Here is a 17,603-nt window from a genome sequence, read left to right as displayed (position 1 = left end):
AGTTCATTCGTGGTAAGGCCTCCATTCTATGAAATGAATAGCTATTATAATTGAAGTGGCTGACGGGATGAATGACACCCGTCAGCCACTTTCATGTTATTCGACATTCAGAACAAATTTCTCAATGACATGTCGTACGCCCTCTTCGTTATTCGACAGGGTGACGTAGTCGGCAATTTCTTTCAATGAGCCTATTGCATTGCCCATAGCGACACCAAGTCCGGCAGCGGAAACCATCTCGTTATCGTTCCATGCGTCGCCCATGGCGATCGTTTGATCCATTGAGCAGCCAAGATGCTCGGCCATGAATCGAAGGGCATGTCCTTTCGTGCCCTCCTTATGCATAAACTCTAAATAATGAGCCTTCGATTTCGTAATGTGAACGCGGTCGCCTATTAGCGGGCGAAGCTGCTCAGCAATGACGTCGAGCTTGGCGGGATCGTCGATAATGAGCATTTTGTTAAGCGGCTGACCGATTAGTTTATCGAAGTCGGGCTCGATTTTATAAGGAATATTGGACAGCTTGGAGTAAGCTTTGATTTTGTCGTTGTCCTCCGTGCCGTACAGCTCATCATTAACGTACAGCTGCAGATGAAGACCATTTTCCTGCACGAATTGGTATAGTTCCTTCGCTGCATCGGTAGGTACATTGCGCTCATACAGAACGGTGCCGTCGAGCAGCGTTTTGACGAGAGCTCCCTGATACGTAATAATAGGAACATTGAGCTCAACTTGCTTGGCGATCTTCACAGCGGAAGAATACATGCGGCCTGTAGCGAGCGTAACCGTTACACCTTGTGCGATCGCAGCTGCCATGGCGTTCTTCGTTCCTTCGGTTACGACGAGTTCGTCGGTCAGCAGTGTATCGTCTACATCAATTGCAATAAGCTTATACATAATAGCGGTAAAGCTCCTCTCTAGTCTCTTTCTGTACTCCTATATGGATAGTTCGCGTGGTAACCTTGATTGTATCGAAAATAGACCTATCATTCAACGCCTAAGAAGTCAAATTATACACATAAACTTGAAGGGAAGACATCACATGAACCTATTTACCTCTACTGCAGCGAAACAACGATTTATTGCGTTATGCGCATTGGGAGCGGTATTATGCGTTGCTATCGGGTTTGCAATCGGACTCCTATCGATGGGCAACCGATACCCGATGCTTAGAGAGAGGAGCTTCCAGCAATTTGCTGCGTCGTATGACAGAGTCATGAGCGACTACTTGAACGGCGCGGAACCGAAGCAACTGCTGGACGGAGCAGCCGAAGGCATGATTGCTTCGCTGGACGATCCTTATTCAAGTTATATGACCGGAGAGAAGGGAACTGCGTATACGCAATCCTATGAGGGGCAATTCTACGGTATCGGGGCAGATATTCGCGTCGAAGAAGGGCAATATGTTATTAGCAGTTTGACGAAAGGCGCGCCCGCCGAACGAGGCGGTCTGCTTCCTGGGGATATCATTGCTATGATTGACGGGAAACCAGTTAAGGGAATTGAGTTCCAAGAGCTGCTCGCTCGCGTTAGAGGGGAAGAGGGGACGACTGTTGTGGTGAAGGTCGTTCGCGGCAGTGATTCCAAGCCGATCGAAGTATCATTAAAGCGTGAAGCTATACCGGTGCATACGGTCACTTCGGAACTGCTGGATGGCGGGATTGGGCATGTAACGATTAGCCGTTTCGCGGAAATGACGGCGGAGGAATTCAAGACCGAGCTGGATGCGATGCAGAAGGACAAGCCGCTGAAGGGGCTGTTGCTCGACCTACGATCGAATCCTGGCGGTCTGCTTAAGCCAACGATTGAGATCGCGAACATCCTTATTCCGGATGACAAAGTGATATTAAATGTTGTCTACAAGGACGAGCGCCAAATTATGACGTACAAATCCAGCCAGGAGAAGGAATGGACGATTCCAATCGCCGTGCTCGTGAACGGAATGTCGGCCAGCGCAAGCGAGGTGTTGACTGCCGCATTGAAGGAGTCGGCGGGAGCGGTCGTTATCGGCCAGCAGACGTATGGCAAAGGCGTCGTTCAGACGTTCAAGCAATTTCCCGATGGCTCAGTCCTCAGCTTGACGGAAGCGCAGTGGAAGACGCCTAGCGGGGCTTGGATTAATAAGAAGGGCGTAACGCCCGATCATGTTGTTGCTCTGCCTGCGTATGCGAGTCTGCGGCCGCTGGCAATCGGTACGGAGATGAAGATTGGCAGCTACGGAGAAGATGTTCATACGCTTCAACAGGTCTTGCAGGAGCTTGGATACGGCCCAGCAGGCGCCGAAGGCTACTATGACAAGCAAACGGCTGCTGCGATGAAGAAATTCCAAGAGGCAGAGGAGCTGGAGTCGAGCGGTCAGTTCAACGATAAGAGCGGCTATCTGCTGCTGCAGCGGCTGCGTGAGAAGCTTGACCTTGAAGATCCACAACTCCACAAAGGATTAGAGCTGTTATTGAACCAAGGCGCTTAGATCGAGTTCTGAGTCGTCTCTGCGTCTATGCTGGCAGCGGTCCGGCCAACCAAGCTGTTCATATTCGCTGTTGACAACGGTAGTGATAATCATTATCATCTAATAGGGATGAGATAATTACACCGCGGCGGCGAGAGGTGACTTAATGAAATGAAGAAGATCAAGTATTGCAAACGTAATTTCAGGCACGGACTGAAGCCAATCTATAAGGCGATGAAGGATAAGTATCCTGAAATTAAGCAGAAGAAGAGCGATTGTCTAGGCAACTGCAAGACATGCAAGCTTGAATGCTTCGTTGTCGTTAAGTCCAAAACAATATCCGCGCCATCGGCAGATCAGCTGTACAAGAGACTCAAAAAAATGATCGGCTAAATAGATCTACCGTCGCCATCCTTTAGCATTTGTTGCCAAAGGATGGCGACAGCTTTCTCCGCATGTGTTAGAATAAGTACAATCTAGAGAAGAGAGGTGCGTTACGCCAATGAAGGACAATTTAGCAGAAGCATTAAATGAACAGATGAACTTTGAGTTTTACTCCGCCCATGTATACCTAGCTATGGCGGCGTATTGCTCTGCAGAGAACTTGGAAGGTTTTGCGAATTTTTTCCTTGTACAAGCTGAGGAAGAACGTTTTCACGCAATGAAAATTTACAAGTTTCTGAATGACCGCGGACGTCGCGCGACGATTTCGGCACTTGGTGAGCCGCATAACGATTACAAATCCGTTCTCGACACGTTCGAAGCAGGTTATGGTCACGAACAGCAAAATACGAAGCGCTTCTATGATCTGTCTGACCTCGCGATGAACGATCGCGAGCATGCGACGATCAACTTCTTGAAGTGGTTCATCGACGAGCAGGTCGAAGAGGAAGCGTTGTTCGACAACATCATCCACAAGCTGAAGCGCATTGAGAAAGACAGCAACGCGTTCTATATGCTTGATGCTGAGTTCGCACAGCGTTCGTTCACGCCTCCGGCTGGCGAGTAATCATTCACTGCGCAACAATAAGGGCAGTTCCAGAAGGTCTTCAATGACCTTCCGGAACTGCCCTTTACCTTTACTTAAATTGAAAGTTGTTCCTTCTGTTCGATTAGCGCAAGGAAGGAATCGACGAGAGACGGGTCGAAGTGTCGGCCTCTCTCCTCGCGAATGAGCTGCAAGGCGCGATCGACGGACCACTTTTCCTTATATGGCCGTGTGCTGGTCAAGGCATCGAACACGTCGACGATGCTAACGATACGCGCTTCAATCGGTATGTCCTCGCCTTTGAGCTGATGCGGATAGCCGCTGCCGTCCCATTTCTCATGATGGTGCAAAATAATGTTTTTGCCTGTTTCGAGTTCATTGGCAAGCAGCTCGTCTTGAAATTCGTTATAAATTTTATCAATGATATCCCGGCCGATCAGCGTGTGCATCTCCACAATCTGCCGTTCGTAATAGGCTAGCGCACCTGGCTTGTAAAGAATGCCTTCCGGAATGCCGGACTTGCCGATGTCGTGCAAAATGCTGGCATGAGAAATACGGTCAATCATCTCAGTGCTCCATTGCAGTTGCAGCCGCTCATTGTGATGGGCAGCAAGCGAGGCCGTTAGTTCGCGAACACGAACGAGATGAAGCTCAATGCCTGGATCGCGGATTTCACAGGAGATCGCCAGTACCTTGAGCATTGAGCTTTGCAACGATGAGATTCGTTCCTCGGCCAAGTAGTGGCCGCTTTCCAATTGCTCAAGCTCCCGGAAGACGCCGACGAAATAATTGTCCGTTTCGACAACGATCGGTGTAATCGTAATGGAGGAATGCCATAGATCTCCATCGCGCTTGCGGTTCGTGAAGACGCCTGACCACGGGTATCCAGCATGGATGGCGTTCTTCATCGTGTCATGCGTTTCCTTCGGTGTATAGGAGGTGCGCAGTATGCTCGCTTTCTTGCCTGTTATCTCATGTGAAGCATATCCGGTAATACGTTCATAGGCGGAATTGACAGCTAGTATTCGGTGCTGCCCGTCGGTGATAATAACGGCATCGGCGAGCAGCAGGAAAGATGCGAGTTTGTCATGGATGAGATTCATATCGCTTTATTGGATTCTCCTTATGTCTAGTTGGCTGTGAGCTTTGCTTTGTGTTGCGGATCGGATCATATTAAGTGATCGTTACACATTAACGGAGGTTGGAAGCCGTTTCGGACCTTTGCGCATCGGGCTCTTGCATAACGGGCATTCGCGCTCCTCGGGCTGCGCTTCCTCATACGTAATGATTCTCTGCCATACTTTGCAGCTCTCACTAGAACACATCCAGGCAAGCGCCAATTCCCCGCGCTCCTGGTCGTCGTTTATTGCGTGATCCGCAGGCAAAGGCTGGAAGGCGGACAAGACGAATCGGGACAGCTCGGCAGGCTTGCCGTGGTATACGGCCGGAGAGCTGATATAGAGCTGCTCCTGAGCTCTCGTGACTGCGACATAAGCGAGCCGCCGTTCCTCCTCCAGCGCCTCAGCGCGCGTATCGTCGCCTGTCTGCGCCGCGCTTCGATCGCTTCGTTTATCGGCGGCTAACGCGGACGTATGGGGCAAGATACCCTCCGATGCTCCGATGAGGAAGACGGCTGGAAACTCGAGCCCCTTCGACTTGTGTATAGACATAAGTGAAATCGCGCTTCTTCTGGTTGCAGCGTGCTGCTGCTGCTTCTTCTGTTGCGAAGCGGAGTTGTGCTTATCCGTGATGTCATCGATATAAGTTAAGAAGGCTTCGATCGTTTCATGCGCCTGTGCGGCTGATTCGAGCTCGTCGACGACCTCTTTAATCGCTTCCTTATGTTCGGTAAGGACACTTTGCTTACCCGTCTCAAGGTATTGGTCGTAGAAAGATTGGCGCAGCAACGCGATAGCAGCTTGCGGCTTCAGCTCGGTTAATGTTTTCAGCAGCTTGATGCGTTCCTTGATCTTTTCTTTCTGAAATTCCTTTAATGCGGGATAGTCGAGCAGATGAATTAGCGGCCATTTCTTGGCCCGCTCTTTGTCTTGATGCCAGATGAACGCCATCGCTTGCTCGCGATTCACATACAGCGTCTGGAGCATTGACTCGATCGCGTCGAAGTTGCGCCGGTCCAGTACGAGCCGCAAATGGGCAAGGAGCGGCTTCACTACAGAATGGTCGTAGAACAGCTGGCCGTCGCCGAAGTCGACGAACGGCAGTTGCCGGAGCAGAAGCTGCTCCACGAGCGCCCGGCTGCTGCTGGCAGTCCGGTAGAGCACGGCGAAGTCGCTGAACGAGCGGGTGCCTTGCTCCTGCTGCTCTGCTATGGTATCCGCAATGAGACTCGCTTCTTCCTGAGTCGTCTTAACGCGCGCGTAAGAGGGTGGCTCCCCCTCTGGCTTCACGACATGCAGCGTCTTCGGCTTGCGAAGCTTGTTGCGGCGAATAATCGCATTGCCAAGACCGACGATAGCGGCGGTCGAGCGATAGTTAATATCGAGCACGATCGTCGCAGCGCCCGGATACTGCTGCTCGAAGTTTAAGATATAGTCGTTCCGAGCGCCGTTGAACGAGTAGATCGTCTGATCATCATCGCCGACGACCATCAGATTGCGATGGCCTGCGGCAAGAAGCTTCACAATAGCGTACTGAACCTCGTTCGTATCTTGGAATTCGTCGATCATGATATAGTGGAAGCGCTGCTGTAAGGAAGCAAGCAGCGCATTATCACTTGATAACAGGCGATACGCTTCAAGCAGCAGGTCGTCGAAGTCGAAACGGTCACTTTCCTTCTTCCATAGCTCGTATCTCGTGAAGAGCACCTTCAGCTCGCGTTCCTCGGAGGTTGATTCGGGCAGCTCGTTTACATCGATCATCTGCAGCTTCACGGAGGACAACTGAGCAAGCAGCGTCTCCGGCTCATATTCGCGCGTGAGCGTATGTGCCAGCTCTCGCATCAGCCGCTTGAAGAAGACAAGCTTCTGGCTTGTCTCGCTTAAAATCGATTGCCGATAGCCCCTTCCGCGCAGCAGCTGGAGGCAGAAGGAATGGAAGGTGCGCGCTTCAATAGCTCCTGCAGCCTGTGCTGGAATGGCGGGCAAGGAACGAATACGGCCTTTCATTTCGTCGGCTGCCTTCTTGGAGAAGGTCATGAGCAGCACCTGTTGGGGCTGTACATGGCGAACTGCGACTAGATAGGCGGTACGGCAGACGAGCACCGACGTCTTGCCTGTGCCGGCGCCTGCAAGGGTAAGCGCCGGGCCTGTAGCATGGCGCACGGCGGCGATTTGCGGGCGGTTAAGCGAGATGCCGTGCCGCTCAAGCGCGCGGAAGAAAGCGGCATCCGCCTCGTTGCTGCCGACGAGTTGAGCGCTCGTATCGGCTTCTGCGCGGTCGGCAACGGGAATGGAACTATTTTGGATCCCAATAGGGTAAGAATAATAGGTAAGACTCATGTATCAATCACCTTCGTCAACAAATATATAGACCATCATAGCAGATGGCATAAGATTTCGACTAGCTAACGAAAGAGAGAGGAAGCTGACGCAACATGATTAGACAAGCTGTTCAAGAGGATGTGCATGAAGTGTTGCCGCTGCTGCTGGCGGCGATTGGCAACATCGCCCACACGCTGGCGGGCACGGAAGACGATGCGGAGACGAAGCGCATATTGGCGGAATTTTACGGAAGAGAGGGCAATCGGATCAGCTTTGAGCATGTGCTCGTCTATACGAGGGAGGGACATGTTGTGGGGATGGCAATCAGCTATCCGGGTGATGGAGCGGCGTTGCTTGATCGGCCCTTTGCCGAGCGCAATGCGCTAATCCATGGGGCTGCCGGAGCGGAGCCCATCGTCGTAGAGGCCAAGGAGGGAGAATATTACCTGGATTCGATCGCAGTCGATGAAGAGTATCAGGGGCAGGGGATTGCTAAGGAGCTGTTCGCCGCGTTCGAGGAGAGGGGCAAGGAAGCGGGTTATATCAGAATGTCGCTTATTGTAGAGTCATATAACGAAGGTGCCTATGCGCTATATAAAAAGCTTAACTACCTAGAGGACGGGATAATTACCGTCAGCGGGGGCCAATACAGAAGAATGGTGAAAATTATCGAATAATAGCTTGCGCTTCAAAACTATTTCTTGGAATAAATAGGATCGGTACGTTAATATAAAAGTGACAGATAAAGTCATTTTCAGTCATTTTTCATTCGTATCCGGGAGCGTGTTGTTTATGTTGGGTGGTCGGTTAAGAAGCACGAAGCTAGCTTACAGTTCGGGTAATTTGTCGGTAAATTTGATTGCACAGGCATTCGCGACCTACATCGTATTTTATTATGTGGACGTGCTGGGCGTGAAGCCTGGACTCATAAGCGCGGCCATGGTTGTGCACGGCATTGTAAACGCTGTTCTGAACCCTTTGTTCGGTCATCTGTCCGATCGAACGACCTCGCGCTGGGGAAGACGAATTCCGTATATGCTGTTCGGCATGGTGCCCTTGGCTGCTGCCTTCACCGCGATCTGGTTTCCTATAGGCGAAGGAATGACGTTATTCTGGTACTTCGTATTCATCGTACTCGTGTACGATATATTGTTCGTTATGGTTGTGCTCAACTACTCGGCGCTGTTCCCGGAAATGTTCACAACGATGAAGGAGCGCGCGAGTGTGTCCGCTTCACGCCAAATGCTCGGCATCGTAGGCATGATTATCGGCGTTGCGCTGCCTCCGCTGCTGTATAGCGGAATTGGCTGGGGCCCGATGGGCGTAATCTTCGCCGGCGTTGCGCTCTTGTTCCTTCTTATTATGGTGACGACAAGCAAAGAGAAAACAACCGTGGAGCGGGAGAAGCTTAGTCTGAAGCAATCGCTGAAATATACGTTCACCAATAAAGCGTTCGTTACATTCGTTATCGGAAGTTTCTTCGTGCAGTTCACGTTCGCTATGATTCCGGCGATTATTCCGTTCTTTACGAAATATGTGCTGCGCGCGTCCGACGACAGCAATACGATACTTCTCGGCGCGATATTCGTAGCTGCTATACCTTGCGTATTTCTTTGGAGCAGGCTCGTCACCCGCTGGGGACTGCGCAAGACGTCACTGGTCGCCGTCGCTTGTTATGCAGCTTCCATGTTGCCTTTCGCCTTCGTTTCCAGTGTGCTCGCTGCTGCGATTGCTGCTGCCGCAATTGGAATAGGTCTAGCCGGACTGCTCGTGCTGCTTGATATGCTGCTGTCTGAGGTTATCGACGAGGACGAGAAGCGGACGAAGGTGCGCAGAGAGGGCATGTACTTTGGCATGAACGGCTTCATCGTCAGATGGGGCGTATCGCTTCAGGCAGTAGTGCTTGGCATTGTGCTGGAGACAACAGGTTATGTGAAGGATGCGGTGCAGACGGACACCGCTGTATGGGGCATCCGCTCGATGCTGAGCTTTATTCCCCTCGGCGCGCTGCTGCTGGCGTTCGTGTTCTTCTATCTGTATCCAATCCGAAGTACGGGAACTGAACAGAAATCATCTAGAGTTACATAGGAAGTGTGGTTGTTGATTGGATGGCAAGTACATTTGATTGGGTTAAAAAGAATAGGCTGATCCTTGTTCTGTTCGCGATCGGCGCACTTGTGCGCTTGCTATATGCCGGTGCTATCCCGGCAGGCTTTAACCAGGATGAGGCGTCGATCGGTTATGACGCTTATGCTATTCTTCATTACGGTATAGATCGTAACGGCATAGAGCTGCCGATCCATCTCATTGCTTGGGGCAGCGGGCAGAACGCCTTATACGCGTACTTGTCGATGCCGTTTATATGGCTGCTCGGCTTGAATGAGCTATCGGTCCGCGCTGTCAATATCGTGTTTGGTCTTGTGGGCATGATCGCTTTCTACTTTATTGCAAAGCAATTGTTCAAGTATAAGGCAGCGGCCGGTACGGCCATGTTTCTTATCGCGATTTGTCCATGGCATATTATGATGTCGAGATGGGCGCTGGAGTCGAACCTTTTTCCAACGTTGGTACTATTGGCGGTGTGGTTCTTGTTCAAATCCATTCATCATCCGCGGTGGTTCACAATGTTTGCGATCACGATCACGTTGTCGTTGTACGCCTACGGAACGGCCTATTTCTTCGTTCCTGTGTTCGTGCTTGGCATTCTGGTCTTGTTCATCGTTCAGAAAAAAATCAAACTCCGTACTATAATATGGAATATAGGCATCATGATTGTGCTGGGGTTGCCGATCCTGCTCTTTCTGGCCATCAACCGATTTGGCAAGGATACGATTGAAACATGGCTGTTCTCGATTCCGAAGCTGACCGTTCCGAGGGTTGAGCAGGTATCGAGTGTTTTCCAGGGGGATGTGCTGCAAAATGCCGTTCAGCATTTCGATCTGCTGCTTCAAGTGCTGCTTAGTCAGGATGACGGCCTGCTGTGGAACGCTATTCCTCCCTATGGGTATATGTACCCTTTAGCACTGCCGCTCATGCTTGTTGGATTTTACGCAGTCTGCGTGAGAATTGGCAGCGGCTTGCGCACCGAGCAAGCGATTATCGCCATCTGGGGGATAACAGCAGTGCTGATGTCGCTCATTACGGATATTAATATTAATCGGATCAATATCATTTTCTTTCCGCTGGTTCTGCTAACGTTAGCAGGGTTGTTTTGGCTGAAGGGACAGCTCAAGTACGTTTTTCCAGTTACGCTTGCGGCGTTTGCAGTGTTTTTCGTTTTGTTCTGCGGCAATTATTTCGTAGAGTATCCGAAGAAAGCTGGTCCAATGTTCTATGAATCGTTCGGTGATGCGGTGCAATATGCGTCCGATCAGACGGATGGAACGATCTACGTAACGAATAACGTTAATATGCCGTATATATATGTGCTCTTCTACGAGCGGATCGATCCGCACACGTTTCTGGACACCGTCGTATACAGCAATCCGGGCGATCCGTTCCAATTCGTAAGCTCCTTCGGACGCTATCAATTCGGCTTGCCGTCTGCGTTGGAGAGTGGCGGCAATGCCGTCTATTTATTGTCCGAAGAAGATCCGCTTCCGAACGATCTGAGCGGCTACGAGGTGAGAGAGTTTAAGCACTATAAAGTCATTAGCACGGCGTCCCGTTAACGTAATAGCTGTCCTCGCGATAAGCGATGAACACGACCTCGACCTCGGATGCGCCGAGCCTTTGAATAGATTCGGTAACGGCTAGCGCGAATTCGTTTCTTGTCTGTTGTCCTCGATCGAACCAGCCTACCTCGACGAAGACGAACATCGATCCGTCAGCCGGATCGCCGAATACGCTTGTCGCATTCAGGCAGGACATCGTGAAGTTGTCCGTGCCGCAATGACATAACTTGGCTAACGTCTCGGCAAGCGGCTCGCTGACAGTGCGCAGTTGATCGGCGGTTACGCCGCGGAATACTAAATGTGGCAAGCTGTATGCCTCCTTATGCGGTAAGTTGTAGGAATGAAGCACAACCAGTATAACATATCAAGGATGGGCTGCTGATTCAGAAGGAATCAACTAAATAGAAATCGGATTCAGGAGTAGGCGCCACGGCATCTGCTCCTCTTTTCATTAACCTAAAGCGCAGAATAGTATTTGACAGGAAACGAATCCTGCACCATAATAGAATGAACATTCGATCTAAACTAATCAGTATAGAATGAACGTTCAATTTATTATTTGGAGGTATTAAAATGAATAAAACAGTTTTTATTACGGGAACCAGTTCAGGCTTGGGAAAACTTACGGCGATTCGGTTTGCTGAAATGGGCTGGAACGTAGCTGCAACCATGCGTACACCCGACAAAGAAACGGAGCTTACCGGTTACGATAATATCAAAATTTTCAAACTGGACGTCACCAATGTGCATGAAGTTCAAACATCGGTAAATCAAGCCATTGCCGCGTTCGGTAAGATCGACGTCGTCATCAATAATGCAGGTATGGGGACTTACGGTCCGTTGGAATTAGCCCAAGAGGAAGCAATCGACTGGCAATTCGCCGTTAATACGCGAGGACCGATCAATGTCATTCGTAAATTTATACCGCATTTCAGAGCCAATGGCGGAGGCATGTTCATCAATATTAGCTCTTTCATGGGAATCACGACAGCAGTGCCGCTCGGGTCTCTCTATAATATGTCGAAATTTGCTTTGGAAGGATTGACGGAAGGTCTTTATTACGAATTGAAGTCGTTAAATATCGAGCTTAGATTGATCGAGCAGGGCGGTTCTACAGGAAATAATTTCAAGAACAGTGTCACTTGGAACCGAGATGATAACATACATGATTACGATAATCTGATGACGAAAGTGCAGAATTTAATGAATCATGCGGAATCCAGTTCTTCATTGGATGATCCTCAGATTATCGTGGATGCCATAGCCGCTTTGGCGACTGGTGAGAGCAATAAATTTCGCACTGTCATTGGAACAGCAGGCAATGATCTGATGGCGCTTAGAAATTCTGTGTCCATTGAACAATATTTGGAGACGATCGCTAACAATTATATGTAATCCATTATTAACGCTTCGTCATAACGCCAGGTCGATCGGACAATCTTGACTACGGATTGCATGAGGTGTATGTTAAAAATAGAATGATCATTCGATCTTATGGTGGGAGCGGGATAACCTAATGTTTGAGAACTATAACAAGGTGCAGCGGGCTGTCCTTGAAACAACACTTAACATCATCATCCGAAAGGAATTACAGGCTACTTCAATGGCGCTTATCGCCAAGGAGTCTGGTGTATCGACCGGGAATATTTATCATTATTTCAAAAGTAAAGAGGATATCGTTAACGAATTGTACAAAGCCATTGTTACGTTTAACGGAGAGTATGTGCGAGGAGGCTTGCTGAATGGCACAACGATTCGTGAAAAGTTTGAATTAGGTTGGAATCGGGTTATCGAATTGGGAAAACAGTATCCTCAGGGCTTTCAATTTATTGAGCAGTATTCGTTCTCGCCGTACATTTACGAAGAGGTAAAGCAAGAAGTCTATACCGGCGGATGGTGCGGGCCAATGAACGAGTTATATCAAGAAGCCGTTCAGGAGAAGCTGTTTATCCCGATGAATCCGAAAATGATGGTGCAGATGCATTACGGCACATTTGTTTATATGTTGAAGGCCCATATACACGGAATCTTCGAGTTAAGCAGTGAGAGCGTCAACGATGCAATCCGTTCGTGTTGGAATGCAGTAACCCATAGAGATGTATCGTAGGCAGATGGCCAAAATCCGCGCTCAAAGGAAGTGTAATAACAACCTTTGAGCGCGGCTTCTGTTTTGTCCAATGCCTGCCGCTGTTTCTTATTGGAAAGGGTTTAAGAACAGCTTAGGAATCTCTGTCTCGAACCGAAGCAGCTCGCCGGTAGCCGGGTGGTTGAAAGCGAGCACGCGGGCGTGCAGGCCAAGTCGGCCAATCGCTTTCGTGCGAGCGCCATACTTTTTGTCGCCGACCACAGGATGTCCGATTTCCTCCATATGAACGCGAATTTGATTTTTGCGTCCAGTTTCCAGATGAACCTCGAGCAAGGAGAAGTTTTTGTCCGAGCGAAGCACTTTATAATGGGTCACGGCATGCTGACCGTCATTCGGATAGCTGCTGGAATACATCTTAAGCGTCTTGCTCTCCTTGAGCCAAGACGAGATTGTCCCTTGCGGCTGCTTAACCGCCCCTTCGACTAATGCTACGTACATACGCTCCTGTACGGTTTCCTGCCAATTGTTCTGGAGCTGCTGCTGAATGGCTTCACTCCTAGCGAACAGCATGAGTCCTGATGTATCCCGATCAAGCCGATGGACGATGAAGATCCGATTGTTCGGATTGTAGACGCGAACATAGGCCATCAATTGACGATAGGCTGTTACTTCGTTCTCCGGCCCTGTAGTAGAGGAAACCGACAGCAGTCCTGCCTGTTTAACAATGACAATCACATCATCATCCTCATGAACAATTTTCATTCCCTCGAGCGGCGGCGCCTCGATGGTTCTCCCTTTGTTCAGCGTAACCGTACTGCCCGGACGAAGCGGGAAATTATAGGCGGTGTTCGGTTTGCCGTCGACGGCGATCTGACCATGCGCGAGCATCGATTTGATTTTATTCCGACCGACACCCGCAATATGCTTAATGAGGAAAGGCAGCAGTTCTACATGCTCCTCCACGATATACGCCTTCTGCTTTTCTTTGGTGTTATCCTTCAACTGGGATCGCTCATTGTGCGGTTTAATATGGCCCGCAGATCTATTTCTATTGCCGTTATTGCCATTGCTTCCGCCGCTGCTGTGATTTTTCTTCTTTATTGGATTGTGCGTCTGCTTCTGTTGTTCAGGGCGACTTCTCCCCTTATTCATACTTACGACCTCCTAGCTTCATTGCTCCTACTATACCATGATTGGCCGTTGCTGTTCTAATGATTCACTTGAAAAGAAGAAGACTGCGCATGCCATTCTATGAAAGCTGTTTTCATAGACAAGCAAGGATAGGGGTGTTACCATAATTTTAATAGGTTGTCAGCTGTATAAAAGGTAAAGGTTAGGAGAATGCACAAAATGAAACTAGTGAACAACAAGCTTGCAACAAGGATAGTAATTCCAATGCTTGCCGCAGGCCTCCTGCTTGCTCCGCTGCCTGGTCTTAGCAGCCCTTCTGCAGTCGAAGCAGCTGTTGCACCGGCACCGGCTGCCGCAGCAGCTAATTCGCCACTCGTATATGTGGACGGCAAGAAGCTGACGTTATCGGCATCGGCATTCGCTCAGAACGGAGTTACATTCGTACCGATGCGCAATATTTTTGGCGCCTTGCAAGCATCCGTAACGTGGGAGCCGAAGACGAAGACCATTATCGGCCGCAAGGGCAATATTACGATTACATTAACGGTTGGACAGAAGACAGCGCTTATTAACGGCAAGTCAATAAAGCTAGACGCTGCGCCGATCGTCAAGGGCGGGGTGACATTCGTTCCCGTCCGCTTCACCTCCCAATCGCTTGGAGCGACAGTGAAATGGGATAGCACGGCGAATACGATTCGAATTACATCCGCGGAAGAGGCCCAGCGGCTGGCTTATGAGAATTGGTTGGAGCAGCAAGCCAATATTCCTAAGCTTACAACGAAGCAAATTGTAGAGAAATACGACCAAAGCGTCGTCCTTATTTCTACGAATATTGGCCAAGGCAGCGGAATTGTGATTGGAGACAATCTTATTTTGACTAACTATCATGTGATCGTCGATGCGACCTCGGCAACCGCAATGACGGTAGATGGAGAATCTCTGGGCGTGGTTGGTGTCGTTCATTATAATAAGACGGATGACCTGGCTATCATTAAGACGGAGGAATCCATTGGCGCTCCTGCAGTCGAGATCGGATATGGTATAAATGCGGAGAAGGGCGATAAGGTTGTAGCGATTGGAAGTCCGCTGGGCTTCCAAAACACGGTGTCGGAAGGCGTCATTAGCAACATCATCTATGAGGATGGCGTTCGTTATTTGCAGATTAGCGTACCGATCGACCATGGCAGCTCAGGTGGCGCGCTCTTCAGCGACACGGGCGAGTTGATCGGCATTACATCGGGGGGCATAGAAAATACGACTGCCCAATTGAATATTGCCGTGTCGGTTATGCATGCGTCGCTGTTGGAAGGAACGGTGACGGAGCAGATGATTAGGCAAGCCAAGTTCCTTCCTCCTTCTTTGCCGGATACGCTGGTCGGGGCTCCTTTTGCAGATGTGAAGAAGCTTATGGAAGAGCAGTTCGGCAGCGTGCAACTGAAGGCGTCGACGGCGACGTTCACGAATTGGGAAGTGAAGCGCGATGCGGAGGGCTGGTACGTCATAACGGCAGATATCGATCCGATGTTCTACATGTATTATGGTCCGGCATCGGCGGACGAGCTTCGCATTTGGACGGCTAACTTAGGTTACGAGCTTCATCGGATGCTGCCTGACGAGAAAATTCAATTTTTGGTATCCTATGATCGAGTTCTTACGTTCGAGCCTCGCGGCTACGAGGAGAATGAGGTTACACCCGCAGGCGAAGGCAAGTGGCGCCTGCGCTTCCCGGTAATCGATATGCAGGTGAAGGATCAGCTTGTCATTGATGTTAAGCAATAATAGAACTCATACGTTGGCGTTTCGCCCGCATGCTGCGGACGAGGCGCCTCTTCTTTTTTGATGCAAATTTCTGTACAATAAGAAGCAGTCTTATAATAAGCGCTAAAGTTAGAGAGGTATTTGCTATGAAAGTCGTCTTAACGACGTTGAACGCGAAGTTCATTCACACCTCGCTTGCGCTGCGTTGCCTGAAGGCATACAGCGGCGAGCGATTCGATATGGATATAGCAGAGTATACGATTAAGGATCCGGTGATGAATATCGTATCGGATATTTTCTCGCGCAAGCCGGACGTGGTGGGCTTCTCCTGCTACATCTGGAATATTGAAGAGACGATCACCGTCATTAATATGCTGCGCAAAATCATGCCTGAGGTCAAAATCATAATGGGCGGGCCAGAGGTCAGCTACGATATGAACTATTGGATGGATCGGGTGTCCGAGATTGATTTCATCGTCATCGGCGAAGGCGAAGAGACGTTCGACCAGTTATTGACCGAGATTCAAGGGGACGGCAAATATCATATGGTATTCGGCATTGCTTACCGCAAACAGCGCGGGGAGGAATCCGAGGTGATCATTATGCCGCCGCGTCCGAAGCTGAATCTTGCGGAGCTGCCTTCGCCCCATCGGTTCAAGGAGGACATTCCGAGTCTCGGAAGCCGTGTCGTTTATTTCGAGACGAGCCGCGGCTGTCCGTTCAGCTGTCAGTTCTGTCTATCCAGCATCGAGGTCGGCGTGCGCTACTTCGATATCGAGCGGACGAAATCCGATATTTTATATTTGATCGATTCCGGCGCCAAATTGATAAAGTTCGTAGACCGCACGTTCAATATTAAGCGCGACTATGCGCTGGAGATGTTCCAATTCCTGATCGAGAATCATCAGGGCTGCGTCTTCCAATTCGAGATTACCGCCGATATTATGCGGCCGGAGGTGCTCGATTATTTGGCAGAGCATGCGCCTCCTGGCGTATTCCGCTTCGAGATCGGCGTTCAATCGACGAATGATCCGACCAATGAAGCGGTGCAGCGGAGACAGAACTGGTCGAAGCTCGTGCGCACCGTAACGAAGGTGAAGGATTCGCAGAAGATTGATCAGCATCTGGACTTGATCGCCGGCTTGCCGCTTGAGAATTACGACACGTTCCGCGGGACGTTCAACGATGTGTTCGAACTTCGTCCGGAAGAGCTGCAGCTCGGATTCCTGAAGATGCTGCGCGGTACAGGGCTGCGGCTTGATGCGGCGAAGTGGGGTTATATTTATATGGATCGGGCGCCTTACGAAATGCTCGGCAATGATCTGATGCCGTTCGGCGATATCGTTCGCATTAAGCGGGTGGAGGATGTGCTGGAGAAATATTGGAACGCGCATCGGATGGACCATACGCTGCTGTATTTGGTCGAGCGCGTATTCGACTCGCCGTTCGACTTCTTCCAGCTGTTCGGCGATTATTGGGAGCGCCGAGGCTGGCAGAAGATCGGTCATCAGCTCGAGGATCTGTTCTCGCGGCTATGGGCGTTTCTTGGCTCGCTCGCGGATGCATCGGCATCAACGGAGCTGCAAGCTTCGATGCTCGCAGACGCTCGCGACCGTCTCGATTCCGACGTCGTGCTGGGGCTCATGAAATATGATTTCTTCCTGAATCATAATTACAAGCCGCGCAAGACATGGTGGGAATTCACGATGGACAAGTCGGAGTGGAGCGGCTGGATGCGCCGTCTCGTCGACCGTCCTGGCGACGTATCGCCGGAATTCGCTGCGCTCGGCTTAAGCGAGAAGGAGCTGCACAAGCATGCGGTCATCGAGAAGCTGCCGTATGATCTTACAGCCTTCCTTGCAAGCGGAGAGATCGATAAATCGCGGCATACGCTTCTCGTCATGCTGTATGCGCTCGATGCCGGCAGCACGAAGCCGACGCCGCGCCCATTTATGTTGACGATGGAAGCGGATAAGGCAAGCGAGGCAGTTACGAATTAACATTAGATTGATAGACGGCTTAGCGTCCGATAGTGACGCTGAGCCGTTTTTTTCTTGGTTGCGCGCTAACGAATCTT

The 17,603-nt window shown here is 50.2% G+C and carries 15 protein-coding genes; 10 read left to right on the top strand and 5 right to left on the bottom strand.

From position 1 onward, the window contains the following. Positions 1-96: 96 nt before the first annotated feature. A complete protein-coding gene (locus tag V8F51_RS08920) occupies positions 97-897 on the bottom strand; it encodes a Cof-type HAD-IIB family hydrolase (protein ID WP_337099826.1) in 801 nt (266 codons plus the stop codon). 145 nt (positions 898-1,042) lie between these two features. On the opposite strand from V8F51_RS08920, the gene V8F51_RS08915 reads away from it, so the two are divergent. From V8F51_RS08915 to V8F51_RS08905, 3 genes are all read left to right on the top strand, one after another. After that, complete coding sequence (locus tag V8F51_RS08915) at positions 1,043-2,470, top strand: S41 family peptidase (protein ID WP_337099825.1); 1,428 nt, start codon at positions 1,043-1,045, stop codon at positions 2,468-2,470. Between the two features lie 150 nt (positions 2,471-2,620). Further along, positions 2,621-2,842 carry a DUF1450 domain-containing protein gene (locus V8F51_RS08910; protein WP_337099824.1) on the top strand — a complete coding sequence of 74 codons (222 nt, stop codon included), beginning with the start codon at positions 2,621-2,623 and terminating at the stop codon, positions 2,840-2,842. A gap of 109 nt (positions 2,843-2,951) precedes the next feature. Next, positions 2,952-3,458, top strand: coding sequence for a ferritin (locus V8F51_RS08905; protein WP_337099823.1), 507 nt, complete (start codon positions 2,952-2,954; stop codon positions 3,456-3,458). 74 nt (positions 3,459-3,532) lie between these two features. Here the strand turns inward: V8F51_RS08905 and V8F51_RS08900 are convergent, their stop codons facing one another. Then, positions 3,533-4,540, bottom strand: a complete 1,008-nt coding sequence (locus V8F51_RS08900) for an HD domain-containing phosphohydrolase (RefSeq protein WP_337099822.1) — start codon at positions 4,538-4,540, stop codon at positions 3,533-3,535. A gap of 81 nt (positions 4,541-4,621) precedes the next feature. Then, positions 4,622-6,895 carry a UvrD-helicase domain-containing protein gene (locus V8F51_RS08895; protein ID WP_337099821.1) on the bottom strand — a complete coding sequence of 758 codons (2,274 nt, stop codon included), beginning with the start codon at positions 6,893-6,895 and terminating at the stop codon, positions 4,622-4,624. Between the two features lie 95 nt (positions 6,896-6,990). On the opposite strand from V8F51_RS08895, the gene V8F51_RS08890 reads away from it, so the two are divergent. The 3 genes from V8F51_RS08890 to V8F51_RS08880 all read left to right on the top strand — a co-directional run bounded on the left by V8F51_RS08890 (position 6,991) and on the right by V8F51_RS08880 (position 10,548). Then, positions 6,991-7,554 (top strand): GNAT family N-acetyltransferase, encoded by a 564-nt coding sequence (locus V8F51_RS08890; protein WP_337099820.1) that lies wholly within the window; start codon positions 6,991-6,993, stop codon positions 7,552-7,554. 115 nt (positions 7,555-7,669) lie between these two features. Further along, positions 7,670-8,965, top strand: a complete 1,296-nt coding sequence (locus V8F51_RS08885; RefSeq protein ID WP_337099819.1) for an MFS transporter — start codon at positions 7,670-7,672, stop codon at positions 8,963-8,965. A gap of 20 nt (positions 8,966-8,985) precedes the next feature. Next, positions 8,986-10,548 carry an ArnT family glycosyltransferase gene (locus V8F51_RS08880; RefSeq protein ID WP_337099818.1) on the top strand — a complete coding sequence of 521 codons (1,563 nt, stop codon included), beginning with the start codon at positions 8,986-8,988 and terminating at the stop codon, positions 10,546-10,548. Here V8F51_RS08880 and V8F51_RS08875 read toward each other — a convergent pair. Beyond that, positions 10,529-10,858, bottom strand: coding sequence for a DUF1904 family protein (locus V8F51_RS08875; RefSeq protein ID WP_337099817.1), 330 nt, complete (start codon positions 10,856-10,858; stop codon positions 10,529-10,531). The genes V8F51_RS08880 and V8F51_RS08875 overlap by 20 nt on opposite strands. Positions 10,859-11,124: 266 nt before the next feature. On the opposite strand from V8F51_RS08875, the gene V8F51_RS08870 reads away from it, so the two are divergent. Then, complete coding sequence (locus tag V8F51_RS08870) at positions 11,125-11,946, top strand: SDR family oxidoreductase (protein WP_337099816.1); 822 nt, start codon at positions 11,125-11,127, stop codon at positions 11,944-11,946. Between the two features lie 121 nt (positions 11,947-12,067). After that, positions 12,068-12,658, top strand: a complete 591-nt coding sequence (locus V8F51_RS08865) for a TetR/AcrR family transcriptional regulator (RefSeq protein ID WP_337099815.1) — start codon at positions 12,068-12,070, stop codon at positions 12,656-12,658. A gap of 87 nt (positions 12,659-12,745) precedes the next feature. Here V8F51_RS08865 and V8F51_RS08860 read toward each other — a convergent pair whose 3' ends face one another. Then, a complete protein-coding gene (locus tag V8F51_RS08860; protein WP_337099814.1) occupies positions 12,746-13,789 on the bottom strand; it encodes an RluA family pseudouridine synthase in 1,044 nt (347 codons plus the stop codon). A 198-nt stretch (positions 13,790-13,987) separates the two neighbouring features. Here V8F51_RS08860 and V8F51_RS08855 point away from each other — a divergent pair, with 198 nt between their 5' ends. Both V8F51_RS08855 and V8F51_RS08850 read left to right on the top strand, forming a co-directional pair. Beyond that, positions 13,988-15,547, top strand: coding sequence for a stalk domain-containing protein (locus V8F51_RS08855; RefSeq protein WP_337099813.1), 1,560 nt, complete (start codon positions 13,988-13,990; stop codon positions 15,545-15,547). 125 nt (positions 15,548-15,672) lie between these two features. Next, on the top strand, positions 15,673-17,526 hold the full coding sequence (locus tag V8F51_RS08850) for a B12-binding domain-containing radical SAM protein (protein WP_337099812.1): 1,854 nt from the start codon (positions 15,673-15,675) through the stop codon (positions 17,524-17,526). Positions 17,527-17,603 lie beyond the last annotated feature (77 nt).

Source organism: Paenibacillus sp. YIM B09110 (assembly GCF_037167145.1).
In the GTDB taxonomy this organism is placed as follows: domain Bacteria; phylum Bacillota; class Bacilli; order Paenibacillales; family Paenibacillaceae; genus Pristimantibacillus.
This window is presented reverse-complemented; position numbering and strand designations above follow the sequence as displayed.

Coding starts and splice junctions, on each gene's coding strand:
- V8F51_RS08920 (WP_337099826.1), bottom strand. CDS start 897: ATGTATAAGCTTATTGCAATTGATGTAGACGATACACTGCTGACCGAC.
- V8F51_RS08915 (WP_337099825.1), top strand. CDS start 1,043: ATGAACCTATTTACCTCTACTGCAGCGAAACAACGATTTATTGCGTTA.
- V8F51_RS08910 (WP_337099824.1), top strand. CDS start 2,621: ATGAAGAAGATCAAGTATTGCAAACGTAATTTCAGGCACGGACTGAAG.
- V8F51_RS08905 (WP_337099823.1), top strand. CDS start 2,952: ATGAAGGACAATTTAGCAGAAGCATTAAATGAACAGATGAACTTTGAG.
- V8F51_RS08900 (WP_337099822.1), bottom strand. CDS start 4,540: ATGAATCTCATCCATGACAAACTCGCATCTTTCCTGCTGCTCGCCGAT.
- V8F51_RS08895 (WP_337099821.1), bottom strand. CDS start 6,895: ATGAGTCTTACCTATTATTCTTACCCTATTGGGATCCAAAATAGTTCC.
- V8F51_RS08890 (WP_337099820.1), top strand. CDS start 6,991: ATGATTAGACAAGCTGTTCAAGAGGATGTGCATGAAGTGTTGCCGCTG.
- V8F51_RS08885 (WP_337099819.1), top strand. CDS start 7,670: ATGTTGGGTGGTCGGTTAAGAAGCACGAAGCTAGCTTACAGTTCGGGT.
- V8F51_RS08880 (WP_337099818.1), top strand. CDS start 8,986: ATGGCAAGTACATTTGATTGGGTTAAAAAGAATAGGCTGATCCTTGTT.
- V8F51_RS08870 (WP_337099816.1), top strand. CDS start 11,125: ATGAATAAAACAGTTTTTATTACGGGAACCAGTTCAGGCTTGGGAAAA.
- V8F51_RS08865 (WP_337099815.1), top strand. CDS start 12,068: ATGTTTGAGAACTATAACAAGGTGCAGCGGGCTGTCCTTGAAACAACA.
- V8F51_RS08860 (WP_337099814.1), bottom strand. CDS start 13,789: ATGAATAAGGGGAGAAGTCGCCCTGAACAACAGAAGCAGACGCACAAT.
- V8F51_RS08855 (WP_337099813.1), top strand. CDS start 13,988: ATGAAACTAGTGAACAACAAGCTTGCAACAAGGATAGTAATTCCAATG.
- V8F51_RS08850 (WP_337099812.1), top strand. CDS start 15,673: ATGAAAGTCGTCTTAACGACGTTGAACGCGAAGTTCATTCACACCTCG.